29 protein-coding genes, 1 tRNA gene and 1 pseudogene are annotated in these 24,111 nt (G+C 70.1%); 9 read left to right on the top strand and 22 right to left on the bottom strand.

Annotation, left to right across the window (positions count from 1 at the left end; translation table 11 throughout):
* Position 1: 1 nt before the first annotated feature.
* The gene (locus BJ958_RS24270; protein WP_179729369.1) at positions 2-2,644 is read right to left on the bottom strand and encodes a penicillin acylase family protein; all 2,643 of its coding nucleotides are present in this window, start codon (positions 2,642-2,644) and stop codon (positions 2-4) included.
* Between the two features lie 96 nt (positions 2,645-2,740).
* Between BJ958_RS24270 and BJ958_RS24265 the strand changes: the two genes are divergently transcribed.
* The 3 genes from BJ958_RS24265 (at position 2,741) to BJ958_RS24255 (ending at position 4,174) form a co-directional block, all read left to right on the top strand.
* Positions 2,741-3,046 carry an FmdB family zinc ribbon protein gene (locus BJ958_RS24265; protein ID WP_179729368.1) on the top strand — a complete coding sequence of 102 codons (306 nt, stop codon included), beginning with the start codon at positions 2,741-2,743 and terminating at the stop codon, positions 3,044-3,046.
* Between the two features lie 72 nt (positions 3,047-3,118).
* Positions 3,119-3,760, top strand: coding sequence for an SAF domain-containing protein (locus BJ958_RS24260; protein WP_179729367.1), 642 nt, complete (start codon positions 3,119-3,121; stop codon positions 3,758-3,760).
* A gap of 60 nt (positions 3,761-3,820) precedes the next feature.
* On the top strand, positions 3,821-4,174 hold the full coding sequence (locus tag BJ958_RS24255) for an MscL family protein (protein ID WP_179729366.1): 354 nt from the start codon (positions 3,821-3,823) through the stop codon (positions 4,172-4,174).
* 80 nt (positions 4,175-4,254) lie between these two features.
* Here BJ958_RS24255 and BJ958_RS24250 read toward each other — a convergent pair whose 3' ends face one another.
* Positions 4,255-4,431 (bottom strand): hypothetical protein, encoded by a 177-nt coding sequence (locus tag BJ958_RS24250; protein ID WP_246319095.1) that lies wholly within the window; start codon positions 4,429-4,431, stop codon positions 4,255-4,257.
* A gap of 11 nt (positions 4,432-4,442) precedes the next feature.
* Complete coding sequence (locus BJ958_RS24245) at positions 4,443-5,867, bottom strand: LCP family protein (protein ID WP_179729365.1); 1,425 nt, start codon at positions 5,865-5,867, stop codon at positions 4,443-4,445.
* A 205-nt stretch (positions 5,868-6,072) separates the two neighbouring features.
* On the opposite strand from BJ958_RS24245, the gene BJ958_RS24240 reads away from it, so the two are divergent.
* A tRNA-Arg gene (locus BJ958_RS24240) sits at positions 6,073-6,145 on the top strand.
* Positions 6,146-6,566: 421 nt separating this feature from the next.
* On the opposite strand, the gene BJ958_RS24235 is transcribed toward BJ958_RS24240, so the two are convergent.
* Together BJ958_RS24235 and BJ958_RS24230 are read right to left on the bottom strand one after the other, a co-directional pair.
* On the bottom strand, positions 6,567-6,953 hold the full coding sequence (locus tag BJ958_RS24235) for a hypothetical protein (RefSeq protein ID WP_179729364.1): 387 nt from the start codon (positions 6,951-6,953) through the stop codon (positions 6,567-6,569).
* 110 nt (positions 6,954-7,063) lie between these two features.
* Positions 7,064-7,354 carry a hypothetical protein gene (locus tag BJ958_RS24230; protein ID WP_179729363.1) on the bottom strand — a complete coding sequence of 97 codons (291 nt, stop codon included), beginning with the start codon at positions 7,352-7,354 and terminating at the stop codon, positions 7,064-7,066.
* A 61-nt stretch (positions 7,355-7,415) separates the two neighbouring features.
* Between BJ958_RS24230 and BJ958_RS24225 the strand changes: the two genes are divergently transcribed.
* Together BJ958_RS24225 and BJ958_RS24220 are read left to right on the top strand one after the other, a co-directional pair.
* Positions 7,416-7,907, top strand: a complete 492-nt coding sequence (locus BJ958_RS24225) for a hypothetical protein (RefSeq protein ID WP_179729362.1) — start codon at positions 7,416-7,418, stop codon at positions 7,905-7,907.
* A gap of 31 nt (positions 7,908-7,938) precedes the next feature.
* Positions 7,939-8,322 carry a cupin domain-containing protein gene (locus BJ958_RS24220; protein ID WP_179729361.1) on the top strand — a complete coding sequence of 128 codons (384 nt, stop codon included), beginning with the start codon at positions 7,939-7,941 and terminating at the stop codon, positions 8,320-8,322.
* A 228-nt stretch (positions 8,323-8,550) separates the two neighbouring features.
* Here the strand turns inward: BJ958_RS24220 and BJ958_RS24215 are convergent, their stop codons facing one another.
* The 4 genes from BJ958_RS24215 to BJ958_RS24200 are packed head-to-tail and all read right to left on the bottom strand — an operon-like array spanning position 8,551 to position 12,753.
* Positions 8,551-9,690, bottom strand: coding sequence for a DUF2306 domain-containing protein (locus tag BJ958_RS24215; RefSeq protein ID WP_179729360.1), 1,140 nt, complete (start codon positions 9,688-9,690; stop codon positions 8,551-8,553).
* 9 nt (positions 9,691-9,699) lie between these two features.
* Positions 9,700-9,963 (bottom strand): WhiB family transcriptional regulator, encoded by a 264-nt coding sequence (locus tag BJ958_RS24210; protein ID WP_179729359.1) that lies wholly within the window; start codon positions 9,961-9,963, stop codon positions 9,700-9,702.
* A gap of 13 nt (positions 9,964-9,976) precedes the next feature.
* Positions 9,977-11,440: an aldehyde dehydrogenase family protein gene (locus BJ958_RS24205; RefSeq protein ID WP_179729358.1), complete on the bottom strand. Its 1,464-nt coding sequence runs from the start codon at positions 11,438-11,440 to the stop codon at positions 9,977-9,979.
* A complete protein-coding gene (locus BJ958_RS24200; RefSeq protein ID WP_179729357.1) occupies positions 11,437-12,753 on the bottom strand; it encodes a purine-cytosine permease family protein in 1,317 nt (438 codons plus the stop codon). The genes BJ958_RS24205 and BJ958_RS24200 overlap by 4 nt, the downstream gene beginning before the upstream one ends.
* Positions 12,754-12,906: 153 nt before the next feature.
* Between BJ958_RS24200 and BJ958_RS24195 the strand changes: the two genes are divergently transcribed.
* A complete protein-coding gene (locus tag BJ958_RS24195; protein WP_179729356.1) occupies positions 12,907-13,332 on the top strand; it encodes an SRPBCC family protein in 426 nt (141 codons plus the stop codon).
* Here BJ958_RS24195 and BJ958_RS24190 read toward each other — a convergent pair.
* Positions 13,323-14,456: a PucR family transcriptional regulator gene (locus BJ958_RS24190; protein WP_179729355.1), complete on the bottom strand. Its 1,134-nt coding sequence runs from the start codon at positions 14,454-14,456 to the stop codon at positions 13,323-13,325. The genes BJ958_RS24195 and BJ958_RS24190 overlap by 10 nt on opposite strands.
* A gap of 92 nt (positions 14,457-14,548) precedes the next feature.
* On the opposite strand from BJ958_RS24190, the gene BJ958_RS24185 reads away from it, so the two are divergent.
* Together BJ958_RS24185 and BJ958_RS24180 are read left to right on the top strand one after the other, a co-directional pair.
* Positions 14,549-15,514, top strand: a complete 966-nt coding sequence (locus BJ958_RS24185; protein WP_179729354.1) for a 5-oxoprolinase subunit B family protein — start codon at positions 14,549-14,551, stop codon at positions 15,512-15,514.
* Positions 15,511-16,500, top strand: a complete 990-nt coding sequence (locus BJ958_RS24180) for a 5-oxoprolinase subunit C family protein (RefSeq protein ID WP_179729353.1) — start codon at positions 15,511-15,513, stop codon at positions 16,498-16,500. The genes BJ958_RS24185 and BJ958_RS24180 overlap by 4 nt, the downstream gene beginning before the upstream one ends.
* 63 nt (positions 16,501-16,563) lie before the next feature.
* Here the strand turns inward: BJ958_RS24180 and BJ958_RS24175 are convergent, their stop codons facing one another.
* From BJ958_RS24175 to BJ958_RS24125, 12 genes and pseudogenes are all read right to left on the bottom strand, one after another.
* Complete coding sequence (locus BJ958_RS24175; RefSeq protein WP_179729352.1) at positions 16,564-17,547, bottom strand: 5-oxoprolinase subunit C family protein; 984 nt, start codon at positions 17,545-17,547, stop codon at positions 16,564-16,566.
* Positions 17,537-18,418 carry a 5-oxoprolinase subunit B family protein gene (locus tag BJ958_RS24170; RefSeq protein ID WP_179729351.1) on the bottom strand — a complete coding sequence of 294 codons (882 nt, stop codon included), beginning with the start codon at positions 18,416-18,418 and terminating at the stop codon, positions 17,537-17,539. The genes BJ958_RS24175 and BJ958_RS24170 overlap by 11 nt, the downstream gene beginning before the upstream one ends.
* Entirely contained in the window at positions 18,411-19,784 is a 1,374-nt protein-coding gene (locus BJ958_RS24165; protein WP_179729350.1) for an acetyl-CoA carboxylase biotin carboxylase subunit, read from the bottom strand. Before BJ958_RS24165 ends, BJ958_RS24170 begins: the two co-directional genes overlap by 8 nt.
* 5 nt (positions 19,785-19,789) lie before the next feature.
* The gene (locus BJ958_RS24160; RefSeq protein ID WP_179729349.1) at positions 19,790-20,032 is read right to left on the bottom strand and encodes an acetyl-CoA carboxylase; all 243 of its coding nucleotides are present in this window, start codon (positions 20,030-20,032) and stop codon (positions 19,790-19,792) included.
* Between the two features lie 11 nt (positions 20,033-20,043).
* Entirely contained in the window at positions 20,044-20,775 is a 732-nt protein-coding gene (pxpA, locus tag BJ958_RS24155) for a 5-oxoprolinase subunit PxpA (RefSeq protein ID WP_179729348.1), read from the bottom strand.
* Between the two features lie 38 nt (positions 20,776-20,813).
* Positions 20,814-21,071, bottom strand: coding sequence for a tautomerase family protein (locus BJ958_RS24150; protein WP_179729347.1), 258 nt, complete (start codon positions 21,069-21,071; stop codon positions 20,814-20,816).
* Between the two features lie 42 nt (positions 21,072-21,113).
* Positions 21,114-21,449: a monooxygenase system ferredoxin subunit gene (locus BJ958_RS24145; RefSeq protein WP_179729346.1), complete on the bottom strand. Its 336-nt coding sequence runs from the start codon at positions 21,447-21,449 to the stop codon at positions 21,114-21,116.
* Positions 21,450-21,472: 23 nt separating this feature from the next.
* Positions 21,473-22,219 (bottom strand): FAD-binding oxidoreductase, encoded by a 747-nt coding sequence (locus BJ958_RS24140; protein ID WP_343052781.1) that lies wholly within the window; start codon positions 22,217-22,219, stop codon positions 21,473-21,475.
* 27 nt (positions 22,220-22,246) lie between these two features.
* Positions 22,247-22,498 (bottom strand): annotated as a pseudogene (locus BJ958_RS29365) (2Fe-2S iron-sulfur cluster-binding protein); the annotation flags it as partial.
* 4 nt (positions 22,499-22,502) lie between these two features.
* A complete protein-coding gene (locus BJ958_RS24135) occupies positions 22,503-23,498 on the bottom strand; it encodes a ferritin family protein (protein ID WP_179729344.1) in 996 nt (331 codons plus the stop codon).
* On the bottom strand, positions 23,495-23,839 hold the full coding sequence (locus BJ958_RS24130) for an MmoB/DmpM family protein (RefSeq protein WP_179729343.1): 345 nt from the start codon (positions 23,837-23,839) through the stop codon (positions 23,495-23,497). Before BJ958_RS24130 ends, BJ958_RS24135 begins: the two co-directional genes overlap by 4 nt.
* An 11-nt stretch (positions 23,840-23,850) precedes the next feature.
* The gene (locus BJ958_RS24125; protein WP_179729342.1) at positions 23,851-24,105 is read right to left on the bottom strand and encodes a toluene-4-monooxygenase system B family protein; all 255 of its coding nucleotides are present in this window, start codon (positions 24,103-24,105) and stop codon (positions 23,851-23,853) included.
* Between the last annotated feature and the right edge of the window lie 6 nt (positions 24,106-24,111).

Raw genomic sequence — 24,111 nt, 5'->3', positions numbered from 1 at the left:
CTCAACCCTCGGGGGTCAGCAGGAGGACGTCGCCGGCGGCCCGGTCGACCGCCTTCTCGGAGAACACCCACGGCAGCGTCTCGCCGCGGGCCCACAGGTCGGTCTGGTCGGTGTAGTGGGGGTGGAACGCGTGCCCGGAGACCCCGGTGAGGTTGATCCAGCGGGCGGCGTCGAGGCCGTCCATCGGCACCACCATCCGCATCGAGGGGGCGGTCGCGACCTCGTAGCCGACGCGCGCGTCCCAGCCGGTCGCGTTGACCAGCGAGCCACCGCCGCCGACCTCCCAGCCGCCACGGTTGAAGAGCCGCTCGACGATCCCGATGCCGGACTCCCCCAGCGTCGAGGAGCGCAGCTCGAGCTCGTGGAGCGCACCCCACGACCACTCGTCGGCGTTGGGTGACTCGAGGGCCGTGAGCTCGTCGCGGGCCGCGATCATCGCGTCGCGCAGGATGTCGCTGCGGCGCTCGACCTTGTCGTCGGTGCGCACGTCGTCCCACCACGGGCTCTTGCCGCGCGGCAGCAGCGCACTCACGACAGCGAACCACCGACTCCCGCCGTTGGGCTGGATCGCCGTCGGCAGCTCGTCGGAGAAGGTGCGGGAGAGGACCTCGCGCCACACGACGTTGAAGTACGCCGCGGCCGCGCTGTCGGCGTCCTGCTGGTAGTTCCACGACCTCAGCAGCCTCTGCCCGTCGGAGTAGTAGCCGTGGGGCAGGTCGATGTCGAGGAGGTAGGGCGTCAGGGCCTCCCCGATCGCGCTGCGGTCGTCGAGCTGGATGGCCGTCATCTTGTCGACGCTGAGCTCGTCGTCGGCGGCGAGCAGCCGGTTGATCCGGTCGGAGCGGTAGCCGAGGTCCCAGTCGGAGGTGAGGTACGGCGGGTAGCGGGTCGGGTCTATCACGGCCTGGTTGGCGGTGGCGATGATCCCGGAGTCGGGGTCGAGCACGTTGGGCAGCTCGTCGTACGGCACGACGTCGCCGGTCCAGTCGGTCTCCTTCAGCCAGCCGGCCGCGGGCTGCCGGCCGTCGTTGCCGGGGCGGCGGATCGGGACGACGCCGGTCGCCTGGTAGCCGATGTGGCCCTGGGTGTCGGCGTACACGACGTTCTGTCCCGGCACCGCGAAGGACGAGAGCGCCTTGTGGAAGGACGTCCAGTCGCTGGCGCGGTCGAGGGCGAGCAGTGCGTCGGCGGTCGGGCGCGGGGTGAGCGCGGTCCAGGCCAGCGCGATCGCCGCGTCGCCGCCGTCCTGTGCGTCGGCGACGTCGTCGACCTGGTCGAGCAGGCCGTCGTCGGTGACGTCGACGTCCTCGTCCGCGGCGAACCGGGCGAGGTCGGACAGCAGCGGGCCGTGGCTGGTGGAGCGGACCGTGAGCTCGACGTCCTTGCCGTCGCGGACCTCGATCCTCTCGGTACGCCGGGTCAGCGGGAGCTGCTGGCCGTCGTACTCCCACTCGTCGCCGGTGACCCGCTCGACGTACAGGTCGGTCACGTCGGGAGCGAGGTTGGTGAAGCCCCAGGCGATGTCGCGGTTGTGGCCGATCACGACGCCGGGCACGCCGGAGAAGCTGAACCCGGCGACGTCGTAGGGGCACTCGGCCGACAGGGTGCGGCAGTGCAGGCCCACCTGGGTCCACACGCCGGGCAGGGAGATGCCGAGGTGGGGGTCGTTGGCGAGGATCGGCGCGCCGGTCTCGGTGCGGTCGCCGTCGACGACCCACGCGTTGCTGCCGATGCCGTCGCCCTGGCCCAGCAGGGCGGGAACGCCGGCCAGCACGCTGCGCACCTTCGCGAGCGCGCGCACGGTGGCCGGGTCACCGAGCGGGGGGCGGGCGAGCGAGCCGGCCCCCGAGCCGGTCGCGTCCTGGTCGAAGGCACCGTCGACCACGCCGCCCTGCTGCACGATCGGCGCGTGCGCGGCGTACGGGTAGCCGGGGTAGAGGTCCTGGGCGCGGTCCTCGCCGACGGTCGCGGTCGCGATCGCGCGGCCGATCTCCTCGTCGAGGTTGCCGCGCAGGTCCCAGGCCATCGCCTTGAGCCAGGCGACCGAGTCGACGGCGGTCCACTGCTCGGGCTGGTAGTCGAGACCCGTGATGCCGAGGAGGGCGTACTCCAGCGACATCTCCGAGGTGGAGCGGCCCTCGAGGTAGGCGTTGACCCCCTCCGCGTAGGCGTCCAGCGCGCTGCGGGTGGCCGGCCGCAGCATCGCGACCTCCTTCTCGGCCACCTCGCGCCAGCCGAGGGTGCGCACCACGAGGTCGGTCTCCAGGCCGGACTTCCCGAAGAGCTCGGAGAGGCGCCCGGCGGTCGCGTGGCGCCGCACGTCCATCTCGAAGAAGCGGTCCTGCGCGTGCACGAAGCCCTGCGCCAGCATCAGGTCGTGGGTCGAGTCGGCGTAGATCTGCGGGATGCCGTGCTCGTCGCGGACCACCCGCACCTCGCCGTCGAGGCCGCTGATCGACAGCTCCCCGCCGGTCTGCGGCCAGGAGCGGCGGACGCCGACGACCGCGGTGCTCAGCCCTGCGACCAGGACGAGCACCAGGAGCACGCCGAGGGCCGTGGTCCAGCGCAGCCACCGGGGCCAGCGGGCTCGGACCGGGGCGGGGGCCGGGGCCTGGGCCGGGGAAGGAGAGTCGAGGTCCGCCATGGTGGGCGCCATTGTGCCGTGAGGTTGCACGCTGACGTAGCATTGGCACTCGCCCGGCAAGAGTGCTAGGGCGAGAGTGCCAAGCGAGGAACGTCGATGCCCACCTACCAGTACCTGTGCACCGAGTGCGGTCACGCCTTCGAGCAGGTCCAGAAGTTCAGCGACGACGCCCTGACCACGTGCCCCGAGTGCACCGGCAAGCTGCGCAAGGTGTTCAACTCCGTCGGCGTCGTGTTCAAGGGCTCGGGCTTCTACAAGACCGACAGCAAGTCGTCCAGCAGCGCGTCGAGCAGCGCGTCGAGCACCGCGGCCCCGGCCGCGGCCTCCGCGTCCTCGTCGAGCAGCGCCTCGAGCGAGTCGTCCGGGTCGTCGAGCGCGAGCTCGGCCGCCTCCCCCGCCTGAGCCTCCCGCCCGGTCGAGGGGGCCTGTGGATGACGCCGGCAGCCGGCGTCGCCGCGGCCTACGGTCGCCGGCATGGACTCCCGCTCACCCCTGCACCGGCTGCGTGACGCCCGCGACCAGGTACGACGACGGGTGCTGCGCCGTCGGCGGCTGATCGCAGCCCTCCTGTTCGGCGTCGGCGCCGCCGTCGCGGTGCGCTCGGTCGCGCCGCCGGCGCCAGCGACCGCGACGCTCCTGGTCGCTGCGCGCGACCTGCCTGCCGGACGCGAGGTCGCTGCCGCCGACCTGGTTCCGGTGGAGGTGCCGCCGGACGCCGTGCCCGAGGGGTTGGCGAGGGCGCCGGTCGGGCGACGCCTGGCCGCACCCGTGCGGGCCGGTGAGGCGGTGACCGACGTCCGCCTGGTCGGCCCTGCCCTCGGCACGGCCCAGCCGGCCGGCACCGTCACCGTGCCGCTCAGGCTCTCCGACGCCGGCCAGGTGTCACTGTTGACCCCCGGCGACCGGATCAGCCTGCTCGGCACCGACACGCGGGCCGGCACGACCGAGGTGCTGGCGCGTGACGCGACCGTGCTCGCCGTACCGGACCCCTCGGCGGGCGCCGACGGCGCGCTTCCCGGGCGCCTCGTCGTGCTGGCCCTAGATTCGAGTGTCGTGTACCACGTCACGTCGGCAGCCGCTGCCGAATACGTGACTTATACATGGAGTCGCAGTTAGTTTCTGGGGCCAGAGAGCGCTCCCACCTCCACCACGACGCTCGGGAAAGAGGAGAGATCAATGTCCGGGTTCAAGAACTTCATCCTGAAGGGTGACCTCGTCGACCTCGCCGTCGCCTTCATTGTCGGCACGTCGTTCGCCGCGGTCGTCAAGACCTTCACCGACGTCCTGCTCGCCTACATCGGCAAGCTCGGCGGCGCCCAGGAGATCGGCGCGATGGTGATCGCCGACGTCGACGTGGCTCCGTTCATCAACGCGGTGATCGCCTTCGTGATCCTCGCTGCGGTCCTGTACTTCTTCGTGGTGACGCCGTACACGAAGGCCAAGGAGCGCTTCTTCCCCATCGACGCGGGCGGCCCGACCGAGATCGAGCTGCTCACCGACATCCGCAACGCGCTGGCCACGCGCGACTGATCCAGGCACGACTGAACCGAGGGCCGGTGGGGACATCCCCACCGGCCCTCGGTGCGTCTGCTCGCCGTGCCGGCCGCCGGTCAGCTGCCGTGGTGCGGCGGGACCTGCGACCTGAGCCAGCGGTCGCCGGCGCTCTCGCGGGTCTCCGGCGCGACGTCGTCGCGCTCGTCGGAGGTCACCGACGGCTCGACGTCGCCGAAGATCTCGGCGAGCTTGCGCCGCCGCTCCCAGTCGGCCTGGTCCTTGGGATCGCCCACGACGACCTGCCTCAGGTGCACAGACCGGCAGCCTCGCGGCCGGAGGCGCTGAGGCCCCCGAACGTGGCCGGCGGGGTCTGCGTGCCGTCGCTCGCGGTGTCGCCCGGCGTGCCCCCGGGGGTACCGGACGGGGAGGTGGTGCCCGACGGGGAGGTGGTGTCCGAGGGCGACTGCGACGCGCTGTCGCCGGCGGACGGCGTACCGTCCGGCTTGTCGCCGGCACTGAGGGCGTCCTTGAGGAACTCGGGCGTCAGTGGCCGGTCCTTGCGGACCAGCTGCCACAGCTTGGCGACCTCGGGGGTCCACTCGATGCCGGAGCTCACCTTGTCGGAGTAGACCCACGGCGTGGTGATGAACTTGATGTTGTCGGCGCCGATGCCCTTCGCGGTGACGGCCAGGTCGGCCATCTGCGCGATGTTCTTGAAGTCGGTGTGCAGCGAGGAGGACGCCGCGTTCATGAAGCCGATCAGCCGGTCGGGTCGCGCGATCATGCCGGCGGTGAGCGCCTTGTTGATCATCGAGCCGATGAACGCCTGCTGGCGCCGGGTGCGGTTGGGGTCGGTGCCGTCACCGATCCGGTAGCGGGCCCGCACGTAGGTCAGCGCCTCGTTGCCCTTGATCTCGCGGGTGCCGGCCTTGAGGTGGATGTTGTGCGTGTTGTCGTCGATGTCCTCGGGGATGCAGACCTCGACACCGTCGAGCGCGTTGACCATGTCCCGGAACTGGTTGAAGTCGACGAGCACGTACTTGTTGACCCGCACGTTCGTGGCCTTCTCGAACTGCCGGATCGTGCACGCGGGACCGCCGTACGCGAAGGCGGCGTTCCACTTCTCGTAGCCGGTCGCCGCCGGGATCTCCTCGCCGTCCTCCTTGTAGCAGGTCGGCCGGATCACCGCGGTGTCGCGCGGCACCGAGATGCCGTAGGCGAACTTCCGGTCGGCGGAGAGGTGGAACAGGATCGTCGTGTCCGACAGGCCGCCGCCGGCCTCGCCGTCGATCCCGTTGCCCTTGCCCGAGCGCGTGTCGGTGCCCATGACGAGGATGTTCATCGGCTTCTTCGGGCCGGTGTCCTCCTCGGTCGGCCGGTCGTTGCCGAGCTGCGCCCCGAGGTCCTGGGTGTCGATGTTGCCGTTCCAGTTGTTGTAGATCAGCACGACGCCCAGGCCGGTTGCGAGCCCCAGGGACAGCAGGCTCGCGAGGATCACCTTGAAGACGACCTTGCCCGGCTGCGGCCGCTTGCGCCGACCGCCGGCCACCCGCCTGGCGCGACCGGCCTGGGGGGCCGGGGCGGTCGGGGCGGTCCGCGCTCCGCGCGCGCTGCGGGCGCCGCGCTCGTTGCGTGGGCGGCGCCGGTCGCGATCAGCCCGCGAGGTCGGCACCCGGCGGGCGCGGCTCCCGGGCACGTCGGAGCGCCTGGTCTCGTCGTCCTGCGTCATGGATCACCTGGTCGTTGGCCGCTTGCAGCGGATGGTCAGTACTCGACGCTGCTGCCGAGTCAGCGGCCGATCGGCACCCGGTGGTACCACGCCCACCGTACGGTCCGCTTCAAGCGCGGCGGCGAGTCGCTCACCATTGTCACCGCTCCCCCGCGCGTCGACCCAATCCGGACCGTTCGGCCCCGACCTGACAAGATGGCCCCACGCCCCAGTAGCTCAGTGGATAGAGCAGCCGCCTCCTAAGCGAAAGGTCGCAAGTTCGACTCTTGCCTGGGGCACCGACGCGAAAGCGCAGGTCAGCGAGCCCAACCGGGCCCTGACCTGCGCTTTCGTCATCTCTGCTCGCCGTGCTAGACGGTGTCACACCGTGCCGCTCCATGCCCATCCGGACGTTGGGAACCGGCCGTCAACCACAATTTCGCCGGACCTCTATGGGAATTCCATGTGAAAACGGCGCCATCTCGCCCGCCCCGGCAATACGGCACGCCGACCTCGCCGCGGTGGTCGAGATGACCCAGATCCACCGCCGCGCCGTTGCTGCAGGCGATCGACCGGGACCTGCGGAGCTCGCCACGCCCGATCCCACCCTCACCCTCGACCGGTTCGCTGTCGAATCCGCGAACCACCTCCGTGCCGCCTCCAGGTCCTCGAGCGCCACCCAGTTGACGTGATCGCGAACCTCCGGCCATCCCCAACGATTCAGAATTCGAGGAACCACACATGACCTTCATCGATACCGCCGGCCTCAACGAGCTTGCTGCCTTGGTTTCGCGGGCGCTCAGCCACTTCTGGAATGGCGTCATCGAGCGGCGGAACCTCCAGCAGCTTCACGAGCGTCCACGGCGGCGACGACCCGCACACCATGTCCGCCGCCGCCTCGTTGACGGCGCCTAGGCCACGACCATGACAACTGAGAACGTTCCCATCGGGCTTGACAGCACCAAGCTGCCTGGGTCCCTCGACCAAGGCCCACACTGGACCATCGACCGCACTGTCGAGCTCGGGCTGGACGGCGTGTTCTTCAGGTCCGTGTTCGAGCTGAGCCGAACACTGGATCTGGCCGAGATGCGGGAGGTCGCTGACCACGCCCGCGAACGCGGCCTCATCTCGAGACCGGCGTCGCCACGATCAACCCGTTCGCCAGCCCCGAGTCACCGGAGATCCGTGTGTTGGGCGAGGGTGACTACGCGGCCGGACTACTGAAGATGGTCGAGGCATGCGCTGCCGTCGACATCAGGGAGCCGTGGACCTACACGGGCAACTACCAGTTCCGGATTCCCGGGATGTATGCCTGCGACCGGTTCCGCACAGACGTGTCGTGGCAGGACCAGCTCGACGCCACAGCCCGGTTCGTCGACACACTGGCCCCCGCGCTCAAGGACCTCGGCGTACATCTCAACGTCGAGACCCACGAGGAGATCACCTCGTTCGAGCTGGTTCGACTCATCGAGGTGCGGCGCCGACGTCCTTGGCGTCACCTTCGACACCGGCAACGTCCTGGGCCGCGGCGAGGATCCGCATGCAGCCACAGCTCGGCTCGCGCCCTACGTGCGAGCAACGCAGATCCGCGACGCCGGCCTGTTCCACACACCTGAGGGGATCGCTCGACTGCTCGTGCCATGCGGCGAGGGCGTGATCCGATGGGAGGAGGTCCTCGCAGCCCTGATCGACCAGGCTCCTCGCCTGACCCTGTCCATCGAAGGCATCGATCGCTCGAATGGAGAGTTGCCGCTCTACCTCAACGACCCGGTGTGGATCAGCGCCCATCCCGACATGACCGTGGCAGAGCTGTCCGAGATCGTCAGGATGACCAACGAGCACGAGCTACGCGCCGAGGCCGGGAACGCGCGGTCCCTCGAGGTACTGCGCCAACCCGTGACAGAGGACCAGTCCCTCACCTACATCAGCGACTCGGCGAGGCACCTGCGCCGCTGTCTCGAGGCGCTCGGCCCGCTCGGCCGGCTCGAAGCGCTCGACAGGCTCGACGAGCTCGACGGGCTCGACCCGCTCACCCCGCTCGACGCAGACACCCGCTCATGACCCCGACCGCAACACCGATCTGGAGGCAACGATGGAACTGAGTAGAGTCGCAGATGCTCGAAGCTACCCGGTGCCGCCGGGCGCGCAGGACAACGGTGGCTACTCCCGCGTCCGGCTGCAGGGACTGGACCGGACAACGGACCCGGGGTTCTGGATCGCCTTGGCGACCTACCTTCCCGGAGCCGCGGCAAATCGCGTGGCGGGGAACGGTGCCGCGGTCTACCTCGTCATCGACGGTGAGCTGCGCTTCCGGGGTCAAGGCCAGGACCTCACTCTCGAGCGCTTCGATTCGGTTCTCGTGAACGAGGACGAGGACGAGGCGATCGAGGTGAGCAACGAGACCATCGATCCTGCACGAATGCTGGTGAGCCACACGACGACGGAGTCTGCTCGGCAGCACCAGCTCATGTCCTGACCGGGCGGGGCGGCGAAGCCGTCAGCCAGCCGGAGACTGATGGCGGGGTTGACGTCGGGATCGGATGCCGGCTGGCGATAGCGTCGCCAGCCGGCATCCGTCGTCCGAACTCACGACCACGGTTCCCATTCGTCGACGTGGAGATGCGCTGGTTCCGTAGGCGCTGAGCGACCTCGCGCGCGGCGAGCCCGCCCCTGCCTCGATGCGCCTGGACAGCGTGAGGAGGCGCTAACGCGCCGCTCGAGGGACACCAGATGGCGGCCCGGTGGTGTCGCCGCTCGCCGGGCCTTGGTCCAGGGCCCGGCGGCTGGTCGTCAACGACCTGAGTGTGAAGGCCAGCGACGCGACCAGCGGCGCCCCAGGTCCACACAGCAGCCCTGCCCGCAGGCTCTCGCTCGCGCCGAACAAGGGCACCAGGACGGCGGACGTGACGAGGACCGCCCACGGCGCGGCGACCAGCCCCGCTGCCACCGGCAGGTCCCGTGTGCGGCACGCGACAAGCAGGGCGAAGATCACCATCGGTACGACGTGGAACCACGGGTACGACGCCGGCGTTGCCTCGCCGGACGCGGCGCGGAAGCACACGAGCACGAGCACCTCCCCCACGACACCGGCGGCGGCGAGGAATGTCAGGTGCCGCCGACAGGCCGAGCGGTGCGAGCCTCGCCGGACCGCCCAGGCGTGCGCAGTGGCGCCGGCCGCCGGGGCGACGACGGCCAGCGAGACGGCGCTCACCTCGAGGTTGGTGAGCATCGTGTGCTCAGGAACCAGTGCGCCGAGCGTCGACCACATCGACCGCAGGATCGGCGCCGTCGCGAGGAAGCAGGCGTTGAGCACCATCCAAGCGCGGTGGGCGTCGCGGTCACCTCGGCGTGCCGCGGCGGCCCCTGCGGCGAGGGTGCCGATCGTGCTTGCTCCGAGGAGCCAGAGCTGCAGCCGGAAGGCGGCCTGCCCAGGCAGGTCGACATGCGGGGCGCGGGCCAGGAACACGAAGGAAGCCACCATGCTCAGGACCACCGCAACGGCGTAGGCCCGTCCGACCCGACGATGCAGCGCACCCGCCAGATCGAGAGCACCGCGACGCGCACGCACGAGCACGACTGCCTGCACGAGCAGCAGGCACAGCGCCACCGCACCGAACATCGTGTGCGCAAGGAGCGCCACCCGGTGGTCGACGTAGGCAGCCGTCCGCACAGCCGCGACCGAGCCGGAGCCCCAGGCATAGGCGTGACCTCCCAACCGGGCGTCCAGCTGCTCCTGGAGGCGCGGGAAGCCCGGCAGGATCGTGAACCACATCGACGTCGCTGCGAGCGGGACGTAGGCGAGGAGCACGAGCGCCAGCATCGCGAGGACGATCCGACGCAGCACGGCCGCAACCTAGCGGGATCCGACGAGCACGACCGGCTGGCGTCTCATCCCACGTCGCAGGCGCCGTCGCTCGTTCGGAGTGGTACCGCCCCACATGCCGTCCTGCGACTCGGTGGCGAGCGCGAGGTCGAGACAGGGCCTGCGGACGGCGCATTGCTGGCAGATCCGGCGAGCCTCCTCGAGCTGTGTCCGGGCCGACTCGCTCGTACCGGTCGGGAAGAAGAGATCGGGGTCCTCGAACCGGCACCGGGCGCGTGACGTCCAGTCGTCCATGGTTGACGTCCCCCTACGGAGCGATGCCGACGTACTTGGTGTCGAGGTACTCCTCGATCCCCTCCACGCCGCCCTCGCGGCCAAGACCGGACTGCTTGACGCCACCGAACGGCGCGGCAGCATTGGAGATCACCCCCTGGTTGACGCCCACCATGCCGAACTCGAGTCGTTCCACGACGTCGAGGACGCGGGACAGGTCGCGTGAGAACACATACGACGCCAGCCCGTACGGCGAGGAGTTGGCGAGCCGGATCGCTTCGTCGTTGTCGGTGAAGGTGCCGACGGGCGCGATCGGGCCGAAGATCTCCTCCTGTACGAACCCGGCGTCGCCAGGCGCACGCACGACCGTGGGCTCGAAGAAGTGCCCGTCGCCGGGGAGTGCGTGGCCGCCGGTGAGCACCTCGCCGCCGTCCGACACCGCGTGGTCCAGCAGTCGTTCGGCCTTCGCGACGGCACGGGCGTCGATGAGCGGACCGACCTGGATGCCGGCTGCGGTGCCCGGCCCGACGACCAGGCTCGCCATGGCGGAGCTAAGTCGGCGGGAGAACTCGTCGGCGACGGACTCGTGGACCAGCATCCGGTTCGCGGCGGTGCAGGCCTGGCCGACATTGCGCATCTTCGCGTCCAGCGCTCCCTGGACCGCGGTGTCGAGGTCGGCGTCCTCGAACACGAGCAGGGGCGCGTTGCCGCCGAGTTCCATCGATGTGCGCAGCACCTGCTCGCTCGCGGCCGACAGCAGTACCTTGCCGACCGCGGTGGATCCGGTGAAGGTGATCTTGCGCAGCCGCGGGTCGCGCAGGAGCGGCATCGTCGCGTCGCCGGCGCGGGAGGTCGTGACGACGTTCAGCACGCCCGGAGGGAGGCCGGCGTCCTGCATCAGGTCGGCGAACAGCAACGAGGTCAGCGGGGTCAGCTCCGATGGCTTGAGCACCATGGTGCAGCCGGCGGCGACGGCAGGGGCGACCTTGCGCGTGGCCATCGCGAGGGGGAAGTTCCAGGGCGTGATCATCAGGGTCGGGCCGACGGGCGCCTTCATGGTGAGCAGGCGGGAGGTTCCCTCGGGCGAGCGGCGCCAGGTCCCCGAGATCCTGGGTGTCTCCTCGGAGAACCAGCGCAGGAACTCGGCGCCGTAGCGGACCTCACCTGCGGCCTCCGTCAACGGCTTGCCCATCTCGGACGAGATCAGCCACGCGATCTCGTCGGCGCGCCGGATCACCTCGTCGAAGGCGCGCCGCAGGATCTCGGCCCGCGAGCGGGGCGAGGTCGCGGCCCAGGCCGGCTGCGCGGCGGCGGCCGCGTCCAGCGCGGCCGCCATGTCGGCGGCGTCCCCGTCGGCGACCTCGACGAGCACCTTTCCGGTGGCCGGGTCCTCGACGCCGATGCGGGCGCCGGCGGCAGCATCGCGCCACTCCCCGCCGACCAGGACCCCGGTGGGGATCCTGGACAGCAGGTCGTCAGCCCGTGTGTCCGCGGTCACGAGGCCACCGCGGCAGGCTCGGCTGCGGACTTCGGCGAGCGCTGGCTCACGAGCACCGCGCCGAGGACGGCGAGTGCAACGGTGACCGCAGGCGAGAGTGTGGCGAGCAGGGCGCTGCTCCCCTGCTCGAGGAGCACGATGCCAACCGCTGCGGATCCGACCCAGGTCACGAACAGGCCCACCGTCGGCCGGCGCCGAGCAAGGCTCGCTGCGTCGTCTCCGGCGCCGCGCAGCAGGACGTGGACCAGGACGACACCGGTCCAGGCCATGATCAGCACGCCCTGGTAGGCGAGCGCCTCGAGCAGGTAGCTCAGCACGTCGGTCAGCATGAACAGGTAGGCCAGCGCACCGCAGATGAGGACCCACGCGATGTGGGGCAGGCGGATGCCGGCGACCTTCTCCAGGACGACCTCGAGGTTGTTCGAGGCGAGGAAGTAGTTGGCGGTGTTGATCCGGGTCTGCGAGATGACGATCAGCAGGACCCCCGCCAGGCCGAGCGAGCCCGTGACACCCTGAACGACGCCCGTCTCCGTGCCCTCGACACCGTAGGCGTGGACGAAGTACATCCCGACCAGACCGTTGATTCCGAAGGTGCACAGGTAGAAGAACGGTCCGAAGGTGACCCGCTGGTGGAACCGGGTGTCCTCCGCCTTGCCGAGCGCGGCGAAGTCCATCGTGAACAGCATCATCACCCAAATGCCCATGTAGATCAGGTATGAGCCGGCCCAGCCTGGAACGACCGAGTCAGGAGCGGTGACGCTGAGCCACCCGCTGGGGTAGCCGCGGTCGATCGAGCTCGCCACGACGAGGGCGACCAGTCCGATGCAGTAGAAGGGCAGCAGGAAGCCGTTGAGCCGGTCGAGCCAGTTCCGCACACCGCCGAAGGCCAGCGGCATGGCGTAGGCCACGCATATGAAGTACCAGAGCTTGATGTCGCCCCCGAACCAAGTCTGCAGGGTCGCCGCGATCACCGAGCCCTCGAAGACGCCGTAGTAGAGCGCCGTGATACCGATCAGCAGCGCCGCGAGCGTCGATCCGACACCGCCGAACAGGGCCTGCGAGATCCGTTCGACCGTGCTGCCGGTGCGCAGGGCGTAGGCCGCGAGGACCCGGTTGATCACGCCGAAGGTCACGATCGCGAGCACCATCCCCACGAAGGTGCTTCGTGCGCCGTACGCCGCGGTCGATGCGGTGGCGACGTAGAGCCAGAACATGGCGCTGAACAGCGCCCACCAGGCCATGGTGAGCGACCATCGCCCTACCTGGGTCTCGTGGGCGGACTTCTCGATGTCGTGGATGTCGAGGGGCGGCATGACGGGTACCTCTTCTCGGGACGTGCGGTGTGCCTCCGAGGAGGGTGGCGGCGATGTGGCCTGGGCCACAGTGCGCCCGTTCGTACAAAATGGCGAACGGACCTGTCCAAGCCGCGCACTCACGGCCGCACCACTCTCGACCAGCCTTGGACCATGACCACGCTTCGATCGCACGCCGTCCTGAACGTCCCCGCCGCCGAGGTCTGGGAGGTGATCCGCGACGTCGCTCGCATCGCCTCCTGGTTCCCCGCGATGTCGTCCTCCACCGGCGACGACCGGCACCGCACCGTCGTGCTCGGCGACGGCAGCACCCTCGAGGAGGACATCGTCACCCTGGACGACACCCGGCGCCGACTCCAGTACCGCGCCGTCGGCGGCGATCTCCCGGTCACGTCGCACCTGGGCACGGTCGACGTCATCGACCTCGACGCCGACCGGACGATCGTCGTCTACAGCACCGAGATCGAGCCGGCCGACCTGGCGCCGGCCTTCGACGCCGCAATCTCAGAGGCGGTCGCCGGGCTGAGCGGCTTCCTCGACCGTGGCTCGAGGAGGCAGGCCGCGACCGCTCACTCGTGAACGAGCTGCAGGGCGATCCACAGCTCTGCCCGGACGGTCGGGTCGTCGAGGTCGCGGTCGAGGGCGGTCGCCAGCTGCGACATGCGGTAGCGCAGCGTGTGGCGGTGGATGTCGAGTGCACTCGCCGAGGCGTCTGCACGCCCATTGTTGGCCAGGAAGGTCCGCAGGGTCTGGACGAAGTCGACCTTCGAGCCCTTGTCGAGCGCACGCAGCCCGGCGAGCGTCGCCTCGGCCCACGCCCGGGCGTCCGGACCGTCCAGGTGCCGCAGCAGCCCGGCGTCGGTGACGTCGCGTGCCTCGTACAGCCGGCCGGGATCGTCGAGGGCGGCACGGAACACCGACCTGACCCGGGCCCACGCAGCCGGGAGCTCGGCCGCGTCGGTCGAGTCGCTCACCGCCCCCCGGCCGTGCGGGACACGACGCAGGATCGCCTCCAGCGTGCGGGTGTCCCCCTCGGCCTCCGGGAGCAGGATGGCGACTCGTCCCGGACGGAGCTCGGCACTGAGGGTCACGATGCGGCGCAAGGCTTGATCCTCCTCCGCCGTCTCGAGGAGCTCGGCGCCGTGGTTGCGCGGGACGCCGAGCAGCGCGACCCGCATCGGCCCATCGGGAACCGGGACCCGCAAGGTGGCGGCGGTCCGGCGGGCGCGCACGATGTCGCCGTCGAGCATCAGCTGGAGCACGGCGCGACGGTCGTTGCGCACGGCTTGTCGAGACTCGTCGGTGCGGCGCAGGTCCTCGGCCATCAGGTAGGTCGCCGTGTCGACCAGCGACCTCTCGATCGGGTCGAGCGGCTCGGCCCGGCCGATGGCGAGGAAGCCACGCGCCCGCCCGGCGGTGACGACAGGGCGGATGGCGACGGACTCGCCCGGCATGGACACGGTGAGCGCCGAGAGCTGGTTCGCCGCCGTGAACCGGGTCAGCTCGGTCTGGATGCGCGGCAGGTGGGCACGGGCCGTCGCGGGGACCGACGAACGCAGTCCCCCGTGCTCATCGAGCAGCAGCACCCAGCCGCCGACCGAGGACACCACACGCTCGGCTATGCCCCTGGTTCCGTGGCTAGCGACCGCGACGCGAACGAGCTCGCGGTGCGCATGGGCGACGGCCTCGACGTCAGCTGGCATGGATGCGGCATCCTCTCCACATGGGGTCGACCGGGTCCGAGCATTCCAGAGCCAGCGTCACATCGCACCCAGCTCGATCCGAGGAGCACCCCATGCCAAGCACGTCGATCCTCCGGACTCTCGAGGACCGGCCCGGGCGTCCCACCATGTGGATCCGTCAGGCGGGCGACGACCAGATCCTCGTCGAGTACGACATCACCGAGGAAGTGCTGTCGCTCAACTTCCGGGTGCACGCCCTCCTCCAGGAGCTGAGCGAACACCCGGTCCCCGGAGTCCTCGAGACGTCGGCCGGGCTCCGTTCGGTCATGGTGACCTTCGACCCCGACGCCATCGACCGTGAGCGGCTGATGGACGAGCTCACCGCTCGCGAGGCAGCCGCCGCGGACCTGACCTCCCTGGTGTTGCGGAGCAGGGTCCTCGAGCTGCCCATCGCCTTCGACGACGAGGCCACCCGCGACGCCGTCAACCGCTACCGGATCACGACCCGCATGGACGCACCGAACGTCCGCGACCGCGACAACGTCGACTACATCGTGCAGTACAACGGATTCGCGGACCGGGAGGCGTTCTTCGACAGGTTCCTGAGCACGATGTGGTGGACCGCGTCCATCGGCTACTTCCCGGGCCTTCCATCCTTGCTCGCGCTCGACCCCCTGGCCCAGCTGTCGGCACCGAAGTACAACCCCACCCGGATGTGGACGCCCGAGGGTGCCGTCGGCATCGGCGGCTCCGCGGTCGTCATCTACCCCATGGAGTCGCCGGGCGCCTACGAGCTGTTCGGACGCACCCTCCCCATCTGGCGACCGGTCACCGGGGACGTCGACGTCACCGAGCTCCAGGTCTTCCGGCCGTGCGACCGGGTCCGGTTCCGACGCGTCTCGGAGAGCGACCTGCGTAACCTGCGTCTGCGCGCCTTCGAGGGCTCGTACCCGTGGCAGATCGTCGAGGAGGAGTTCGTGGTCGCCGACTACCTCGACGAGGTCGAGCGCACCCACGACGCGGCTGAGGTGGTGGCGCGGCACCGGCACGAGGCCGCAGAGGGAGTGGAGATCCCATGAGCGCCGAGACCGTCGAGATCATCGACCCCGGGCTGCAGACCACGGTGCAGGCGTGGCCGGGGCGACTCGGCCTGCGCGCCTTCGGCCACGCCGCCTCCGGACCGATGGACCACGTCTCCTTCCGGGCCGCGAACGCGCTGGTGGGCAACAAGCCCGGCGCGCCCGGCCTCGAGGTTCCGATGATCGACCTCAGCATCGCCCTGCTGCACGACACCCAAGTCGCGGTGACGGGGCCCGACGGCGTGCGCCTGCTCCACAACGACATTGAGGCGCCGATGTGGGAGACCCTCGACGTGAGGGCCGGGGACGTGTTGACCACCGTGAACACGAACGGGCCGGGGTTTCGCGTGTACGTCGCGGTCGCAGGCGGCATCGACGTCCCCGAGGTGCTGGGGTCGGCTGCCACGTCGTTGGTGTCGGGCATCGGCGGAGTGGAGGGGCGTGCTCTCGGCCGCGGCGACGTGCTCCGCTGCCACGGCGGCCCCAAGGTCGCGCGGCGCCGTCTCCCCGAGTCCATGCGTCCCCGGTTCACCACCGACTGGGAGGTCGAGGTCATCCAGGGCCCGCACGGCCAGCCCGACTTCCTGACGGCCGAGGACTGGGAGACGCTCACCGGAACGACCTGGCGCGTCGACCTGAACTCCGACCGCATCGGGACCCGTCTGCACCCCCACCGCTTCACCTGGACGCGCAGCGACGCGGGCGTGTGGGGAGGCCATCCGTCGAACCTGCTCGACACCAGCTATCCCGCGGGCGGCGTGCTCGCCAACGGCGACGTCCTCACGATTCTCGGGGCCGACAGCAACACGTCAGGGGGCTTCGCCGTCGTGGCGACCGTGCCGCGCTGTGGCCTGTGGAAGGTCGGCCAGGTCCGCCCCGGGCGCGACCGCCTCCGGTTCCGCGAGGTGACCTACGACGAGGCCCGGGCGCTCAACGGCCGGGTGGACTTCTCCATCGACCCCGCGCGCATGACTGGCAAGGGCTGAGCGAGCCGAAGCGGCCCGACCGGAGGTCTCCGATCGAGCCGCTTCAGGTGGACCTGCGCCGACTCAGTCGGCAAGGACCGCGCGCACCTCGTCGAGGTTCTCGCGCGCTTGCGCCCGCGCCTTCAGGGCGTCGTCGAGGGTGACAGGTACCAGCCGAGTGACCGTGCCCGGAGCACACTGGCCGACCAGGTCGAGGTCGACGCTGATCACCGTGCCGATCTGGGCGTAGCCGCCGCCCGAGACGGCGTCGCGGTGCAGCACGATCGGCTCCGATCCGCTCGGGACCTGGATAGACCCGATCGGGTACCCGGCGTCGACGATGTTCGAGGGATCCGAGCCGGCCCCGAACGGCTGCTCCCGCTCGATGAAGTCGAGCTGCGGTCCCTGGTAGCGAAAACCCGTCCGGTCGGCGACCGGGGTGAGCCTCCAGTCGGACTCGACGAGGAGGTCACGCGAGTGCGCCGAGAGCCGGTAGTCGTAGAGCCCGAGCACCACGCGCAGGTCGACCTCGCGGCTCCACGTCGGGAGGTACCGCTCGGGCAGGGTGCGGAGCAACTGGTCTCCTGCCGGCACCCCGCCAGCCTCGCCGACGGGAAGCCGGTCGCCGGCGACGAGGGCCCGGCCGTCGTGACCTCCCAGTCCACCCAGGACGTAGGTCGAGCGGGAGCCGAGAACGGCCGGCACGTCGATCCCACCGGCGACGGCGATGTAGACACGGGCGCCGGCGGTCACGAAGCCGAGCGAGAGCACGTCGCCCGCGTCGACCCGCACGGCCGACCAGCTGGGACGCTCCTCGCCGTTGACGAGGACCTGCGCGCTCGCGCCGGTGACGGCCACCACGGCAGGGCCGTCGAAGGACAGCTTGGGGGCGAGGTACGGCGCCTCGAGCAACGCCGCCGTCTCCGGGTTGCCCACCAGCAGGTTGGCGATCCTTGCGGAACGCTGGTCGAGCGCACCCGACGGCGGGATGCCGACGTTGTAGGCACCGGTACGGCCGAGGTCCTGGACCGTGGTGGCCAGGCCGGGTTCAACAACCTCAACGAACATCGAGGGCTCCCAACAGGTCGGCGTTGTAGGCGTCGGGGTCAGCGAGGAACGACTGCAGCTCGAACTCGACGTCGACGATGCGGTAGACACTCTCGCCGCGGTCGACCGCGGCCTCGAGCTCGCGGTACTCCTGCTCCTGGACGGGCCGGAACGTGACGATGTCTCCGGGCCGGAACAGCACCATCGACTCGGCGAACACCTCGTGCCTCTGCGCGGGGTCGTAGATCGGCAGCGGGGTGAGCCCGAACATCTGGTACCCGCCGGCGCCCTTGACGGAGTAGATGCAGGCGAAGCAGCCACCGTGACCGACGGTGAGGCGCGGGGTCTCGGTCCGCGGCCGCAGGTACTTGGGCAGCTCGATCTGTCGTTCCTGCGGCACCATCTGGAACATGAACGGCAGGCCCGCCACGAACCCGACCATCGAGACGATCCACGGCGAGCCCGAGTGCCGCTCGACGAACTCCTCGACGCTCGCCAGGCCGAGCTCGGCCATGGCGTACTCGAGGTCGGTGCCCTCCGGTCGCTGGTGACGGTCGCGGAACTTCGCTCCGACCTCGCGGGTGAACGGGTCGTCGTACCAGACCGGGATCTCGATCAGCCGGGTCTTGATCGACGGCGACTCCTCCTGACCGACGGACGCCTCGATGTCCCTGACCGTGCGCTCGAGCAGCTCGGGCTCGAGTCGGTCGGGGTCGAACCGGATGAGCAGGGAGGCGTTGGCCGGGCAGATGTCCCAGATCCCGTCGAGGCCCTGGGCTGCGAGGGCCGAGCTGATGGCCATCGCCTTGAAGTTGGCCGCGAGGCTCATCTCCTCGTCGATCTGGACGACGAGGTGCTCGTCAGCCCCCCAGGAGTAGCGGCTCTCACCCATCGCAGACTCCGTGTCCGAGCCGCTCCTGCTCCGCCATCCAGCCCTCGAGCCAGGTGGTGTGGTAGTTGCTCTTGCGGAACTCGTCGGTGTCGATGATCGCCTTCACGAACGGTGCGGTGGTGACTACGCCCTCCACCGTCAGCTCGCGCAGCGCGCGGTCGAGACGTGCGATCGCACGGTCGCGGTCCTCGGCCCACACGATGACCTTGCCGATCATCGAGTCGTAGTAGGGGCTGACGACCGAGTTCGCGACGAACCCGCTGTCGACCCGCACGAACGGACCCGCGGGTACCTCGAACCGGGTGATCCGGCCCGGGCTGGGTATGAAGCCGTTCGCGGCGTTCTCGGCGTTGATCCGCACCTCGATCGCGTGCCCACGGGGCACCAGCTCCTCCTGGGTGAAGGACAGCGGCATGCCGGAGGCGACCTTGAGCTGCTCGGCCACGAGGTCGCGGCCGTAGACCATCTCGGTGACGGGGTGCTCGACCTGGATGCGCGTGTTCATCTCGATGAAGTAGAACTCGGCGCGCTCCTCGTCGTAGAGGTACTCCACCGTGCCGGCGCCGGTGTAGGCGACCGACCGCGCCAGCCGCACGGAGGCGCCGGCCATCTCGGCGAGGATCTCCGCCGGCACGTCGATGTCGCCGGCCTCCTCGACGACCTTCTGACGGCGGCGCTGCATCGAGCAGTCCCGCACACCGAGGTGCACCGCACGCTCACCGTCACCGAAGACCTGGACCTCGATGTGCCGGGCTCGAGGGACGAAGCGCTCGATGTAGACCGCACCGCTGCCGAAGGCCGCTCGGGCCTCGGCCTGCGCGGTCGAGATGGCACCGGCGAGCTCCGACTCCTCCTGGACGACCCGGATGCCGCGACCACCGCCGCCGGCTCCGGCCTTGATGGCGAGCGGGTACCCGGTGACTTCGGCCACCGCCAGGGCTTCGGTGAGGTCGTGGACTTCGCCGTCTGAGCCGGGCACGGTGGGAACACCGGCCGCCTGGGCGCTGGCTCGCGCCGCGACCTTGTCACCCATCTGGCGGATCGCGGCGGCGTCGGGGCCGATCCAGGTGACGCCCGCCGCGGCCACCGCCTCGGCGAAGTCGGCGTTCTCGCTGAGGAACCCGTAGCCGGGGTGGACGCCGTCGGCACCCGACTCCTTGATGGCCTCCAGGAGCGCCGGGACGCTGAGGTAGCTGGCGCCGGCCGGTGCCGGGCCGATGTGGATCGCCTCGTCGGCGACCTTGCGGTGGACGGCGTTCTTGTCCGCCTCGCTGTAGACGGCCACGGTCGCGATGCCGAGCTCGCGAGCGGCCCGGGCGATGCGGACCGCGATCTCGCCGCGGTTGGCGATGAGGACCTTGCGCATCGCGCTCACCCTTCCTTCACCACGGCGATGGTGGCGCCGGGCTCGACCATGCCGAGGTCTTCGATCTCGAAGCTGAGGACGCCCGCGGCCTCGGAGCGGATCTCGGTGAACTGCTTCATGATCTCGACCAGTCCGATCACCTGGCCCTGGTCGACCGTTCCGCCGTCCTCGACGAACGGCGGCTCGCCGGGGGACGGACAGCGGTAGAAGACACCGGGGAGGGGCGATGTCACGGAGTGCTCGCTCATGCTGGTTCCTCTCAGATCGCAGACGGGGTGAGGGAGTCGATGACAGCCCGGACGGCCTCGGTGACCTCGACCGCGTTGGGGGTGTCGGAGTGGACGCAGACGGAGTCGACCCGCATCGGGAAGTCCTCGCCGGTGTCCGCGGTCGCGAGTCCCTCGATCAGCGCCTTGAGCGCGCGGGCGCGGGCCTCCTCGACAGGTGTGGCCCGCGGACGGCGGGCGATGATCAGGCTGCCGTCGGCGCGGTAGCCGAGGTCGACGTAGAACTCGGCGACGAAGGGGACGCCGCGCTTGTCGGCGACGCGCTCGTGCGCGGTGCCGGCCATGCCGAACACCGGGACCTCGTACTGAACCGCAACATCACAGATGGCGTCCATGATCTCCTCGTCGCGGGCAGCCATGCCATACAGCGCGCCGTGCGGCTTGATGTGGTCGAGCGGGAGCCCCTCGGCGTCGAGGAAGCCGACCAGCGAACCGACCTGGTAGCGGACGATGTCCGCGGTCTCGTCGCGCTGGAGCTTCATCTCGCGCCGGCCGAAGCCGACCAGGTCCGGCAGGCCGGGGTGGGCGCCGACCGTGATGCCGGCGGCGGCGGCCTTCTGGACGGTCTCCCGGATGCCCGTGGGGTCGCCGGCGTGGAAGCCGCACGCGACGTTCGCGGTGTCGATGAGTTTGACCAGCGCGTCGTCGTGGCCGAACGAGTGGATGCCGAAGGCTTCGCCCATGTCGGAGTTGAGGCTGACCATGGTTGTTCTCCTTGCGTGGTGGTGGGTCGGTGGCCGGCTCAGCTGCCCGGCGCGGAGGTGTCCCTGGCGGAGCTGTCCGCGGGCGCGTCCTCGGGGTCGTTCTCGTACTCGTACTCGTCGCAGAACAGGTAGCCGTTGCGACCCCAGTCCTCGCGGGAGACGTCGGTGAAGATGAAGTTGATGGTCTCGGGCTTGCACTTGGCGATCCGGCTGACCTCACGGGTCAGCACCTCGGCCAGCTCGCGCTTCTGCTCGAGGGTGCGGCCGGGGAACATGTCGATGCGGATGAACGGCACGTGTCCTTCTCCTACTTCAGTGGTCGGTGACGGCGGGTGGGTTCAGGAGTGGGCGATGCGCGGGGTGTCGCCATCGGGGTCGACGTACACGTCGTCGCCCTCGACGCGGACCGGGTAGCGGGCGATCTCGGTGTGGCCGGGGTTGATGCCCTTGCAGGTGCGCAGGTCGAACTGCCACAGGTGGGCCTTGCAGGTGAGCTCGGCGCCGTCGAGCTCGCCCTCGACGAGCTCGATCTGCTGGTGCGGGCAGATCGCCTGCGTGGCGACCACCTCGCCGCCGTCGAGGTGGGCGACAAGGATCTCCTTGTCGCCAACCTCGAAGGACTCCATGTCGCCTTCCCACAGGTCGTCCAGGGTGGTCACGAGCTGGAATGCCATCGGTCTTGTCTCCCTCGGGTCGGTCAGAAGAATCGGTCGTAGTGGATCTGGTCGATGGGGACCTTGAGCTCGCGCACGAGGAGCCGGGTCACGGCGTCGGTCATCGGCGGCGGGCCGGCGACGTAGATGTCGCGATCGACGAGGTCCGTCAACCCGGCGGCCGCGACGGCCTCGTGGACGAAGCCGCGCGCTCCGTCCCAGTCGTCGGGCGCCTCGTCGGAGACGACGTCGACCAGGGTGATCTCGGCGAGCCGGTCGGCGACCTCGGTGACGAACTCGCCGGCGCACAGGTCGCGAGGCGCCCGGCCGCCGTAGAAGAAGTCCAGCCGACGCTCGCTTGCGTCGGCGGCCGCTGCGAGCCCCCGCGCAATGGAGACCATCGGTGCCAGCCCGGATCCGCCGGCGATGCACACGACGTCGCGTCCGGTCGCCTTGAGGTGGGCGTGTCCGTAGGGGCCGTCGACCTCGGTGGCGTCGCCGAGCGCGATCTCGTCGACGAAAGCGCCCGACTCGGCGCCGCCCGGAACCCGTTTGATGTGGAACTGCCACACACCGGTGCCGGGCGTGTTCGCCATCGAGTACGCCCGCTCCTCGCCTCCGGGCCGGCGCAGCATCGCGTACTGCCCGGGAAGGAAGTCTGCGTCGATGGCCAGGCTCAGCTCCCGCAGGTCGTGCGTGAGCATCCGTTCGGCCACGACCTCGCCGATCCGACGAGCGGGGAGCGGCAGGCCGGCGCGGAAGGGGTCGACCGGGTCGATCAGCAGACTCACCGTGCAATCCGACCGCGGCACTGACTGGCAGGCGAGGAGCCGTCCCTTGCGACGGTCCCGGTCGGTGAGGCCGGCAGGCGCATCCTGCACCTGCCGGACCTCACCCTCGGTGAGCGTGAATTTGCAGCTTCCGCAGCCACCGCTGTTGCACTCGTAGGTCGCCGGGACGCCTGCGCGCAGGGCGGCCCGCAGCAGGGAGTCCCCGTCCGTGCAGGTGAACCGGTGGGCTTCGCCGTCGCGTACCTGGAAGATACGGATGGCGACCTCCGAGTGGTTCATCGGCTCAGCCCCGCAGCGGAAGGGAGCTGCGGAACGTGCGGGTCGCGGCGATCGCGTTGCCCGTGGCTTCCGGGTTGTCCGGCAGCTCCGAGCAGAAGGCCTCGATCGCAGCGTCGGCGAGCGGCACCCACGTGTCGATCCACCGCTCGATGACGAGCACGTTCTCCGGACGCTGAGCCATGTGCCGGACCAGCTCGACCGACCAGCGCCGGGACCGCTCGCTGTCGCGCAGGGCTGCTTCGGCGGTGAGGGCGAAGAGCGTGTCCCCCTCACGACGGGCGCTGATGCCCTGCTGACGCCAGAACGCCTCGTCGATGGCCGGCTTGGCGACGAGGTTGAGGGCGACGAACGCCTCGGCCCAGTCGCGGGTCGCCAAGACGCACTCCAGCAGCTCGCGGAAGCGCTGCCAGGCCGGCAGCTCCTGCCAGTGAGCGCGCTCGGCGGTACCGAGACCCACGTCCGGATGTGTCTGGGAGAGCTCGGCGGTGCGGTACGCGACGTGTGAGAGCCACCGCAGCTGGTCGGCGGACTGGAAGGCCGCACAGTTGCTGATCGTGCTCGCCGGCGACATGTGGACGAGGTAGGCGCTGGCCATCTGCACGGTGTGCAGGAGGTAGCGACCCGGCGCGTAGTGCGCTGCGAGACTGCGGACCCACTCGGCGTCGAGGCCCTTGTCGTGCTCCTCCTCGTTGTGCTGGTCGAGCAGCCCTTCGACGTAGGTCTCCTGCCCGTCCTGGAGGATGTTGTAGGTCCGGTAGACCAGCTCGTCGGGATCGCGGAACCCGTCCCAGTCGTCGTGCTGGACGGCGCTGCCGTTGCGATAGGTGCGGTACCAGTCGGCCATGGGGCCTTCGTGGGCGACGTCCCACGGCTGCTCCTGGTCCCGCATGTGCCACAGCAGGTTGGTCGAGACGATCTCGTACTCGCTGGGCTTGCGACGGCGGGCCGCCAGGTGGCTCCAGGTCTTGAGCGGCCGGAGGGCCACGGGAGCGGTCGTCATGAGGGAACCTCCTGGGTGCTGGGCTCGGTGGTGGCGGGCTGTTGCGCCAGCCAGAAGCGGAACTGCTCGGTGCCGGTCTCGATGCGACCGACGAAGGACGGCATGCTGACCTCGAGGTCGCGCATGTTGAACGGCCGGCCGAGCTGGTCCTCGATCGTGGTGCGGCGCAGGATGCACTCGCCGCCGTCGACCTCGATGCGGACGTACGACCCTCGGTTGCGGACGTCGACCCGCTTGCCCTCGTTGTCGATCCGGACCGCCTCGGCGACGGCCTCGGCCAGCTCACCGGCCTGGACCACCGGTCCGACCGGGTCGGTGATGGGCGTCGATTCGTTGCTCATGGTCGAGCTCCTCACTCGAAGTAGAACTCGACCGTGTCGGTCGGTCCCAGGCCGGTCTCGGACAGCTTCATGTCCAGCGGGTACGGGTCGGCGGCTCCCTCGGCGCGGGCACGGATGACCTTGCCCGGCTGGTCGGGGACGTGGACGCCGACCGAGTGCTCGGCCGCTGCGGCCGCCACGGCGGCCATGGTGTCGTCGGTGTCGACGGGCACGAGCTTGAGCACGAAGTCGCCGTCGAACTTGGAGGAGATGGGGAATAGTGCCATGTCGTC

Source organism: Nocardioides kongjuensis (assembly GCF_013409625.1).
Taxonomy (GTDB): Bacteria; Actinomycetota; Actinomycetes; order Propionibacteriales; family Nocardioidaceae; genus Nocardioides; species Nocardioides kongjuensis.
This window is presented reverse-complemented; position numbering and strand designations above follow the sequence as displayed.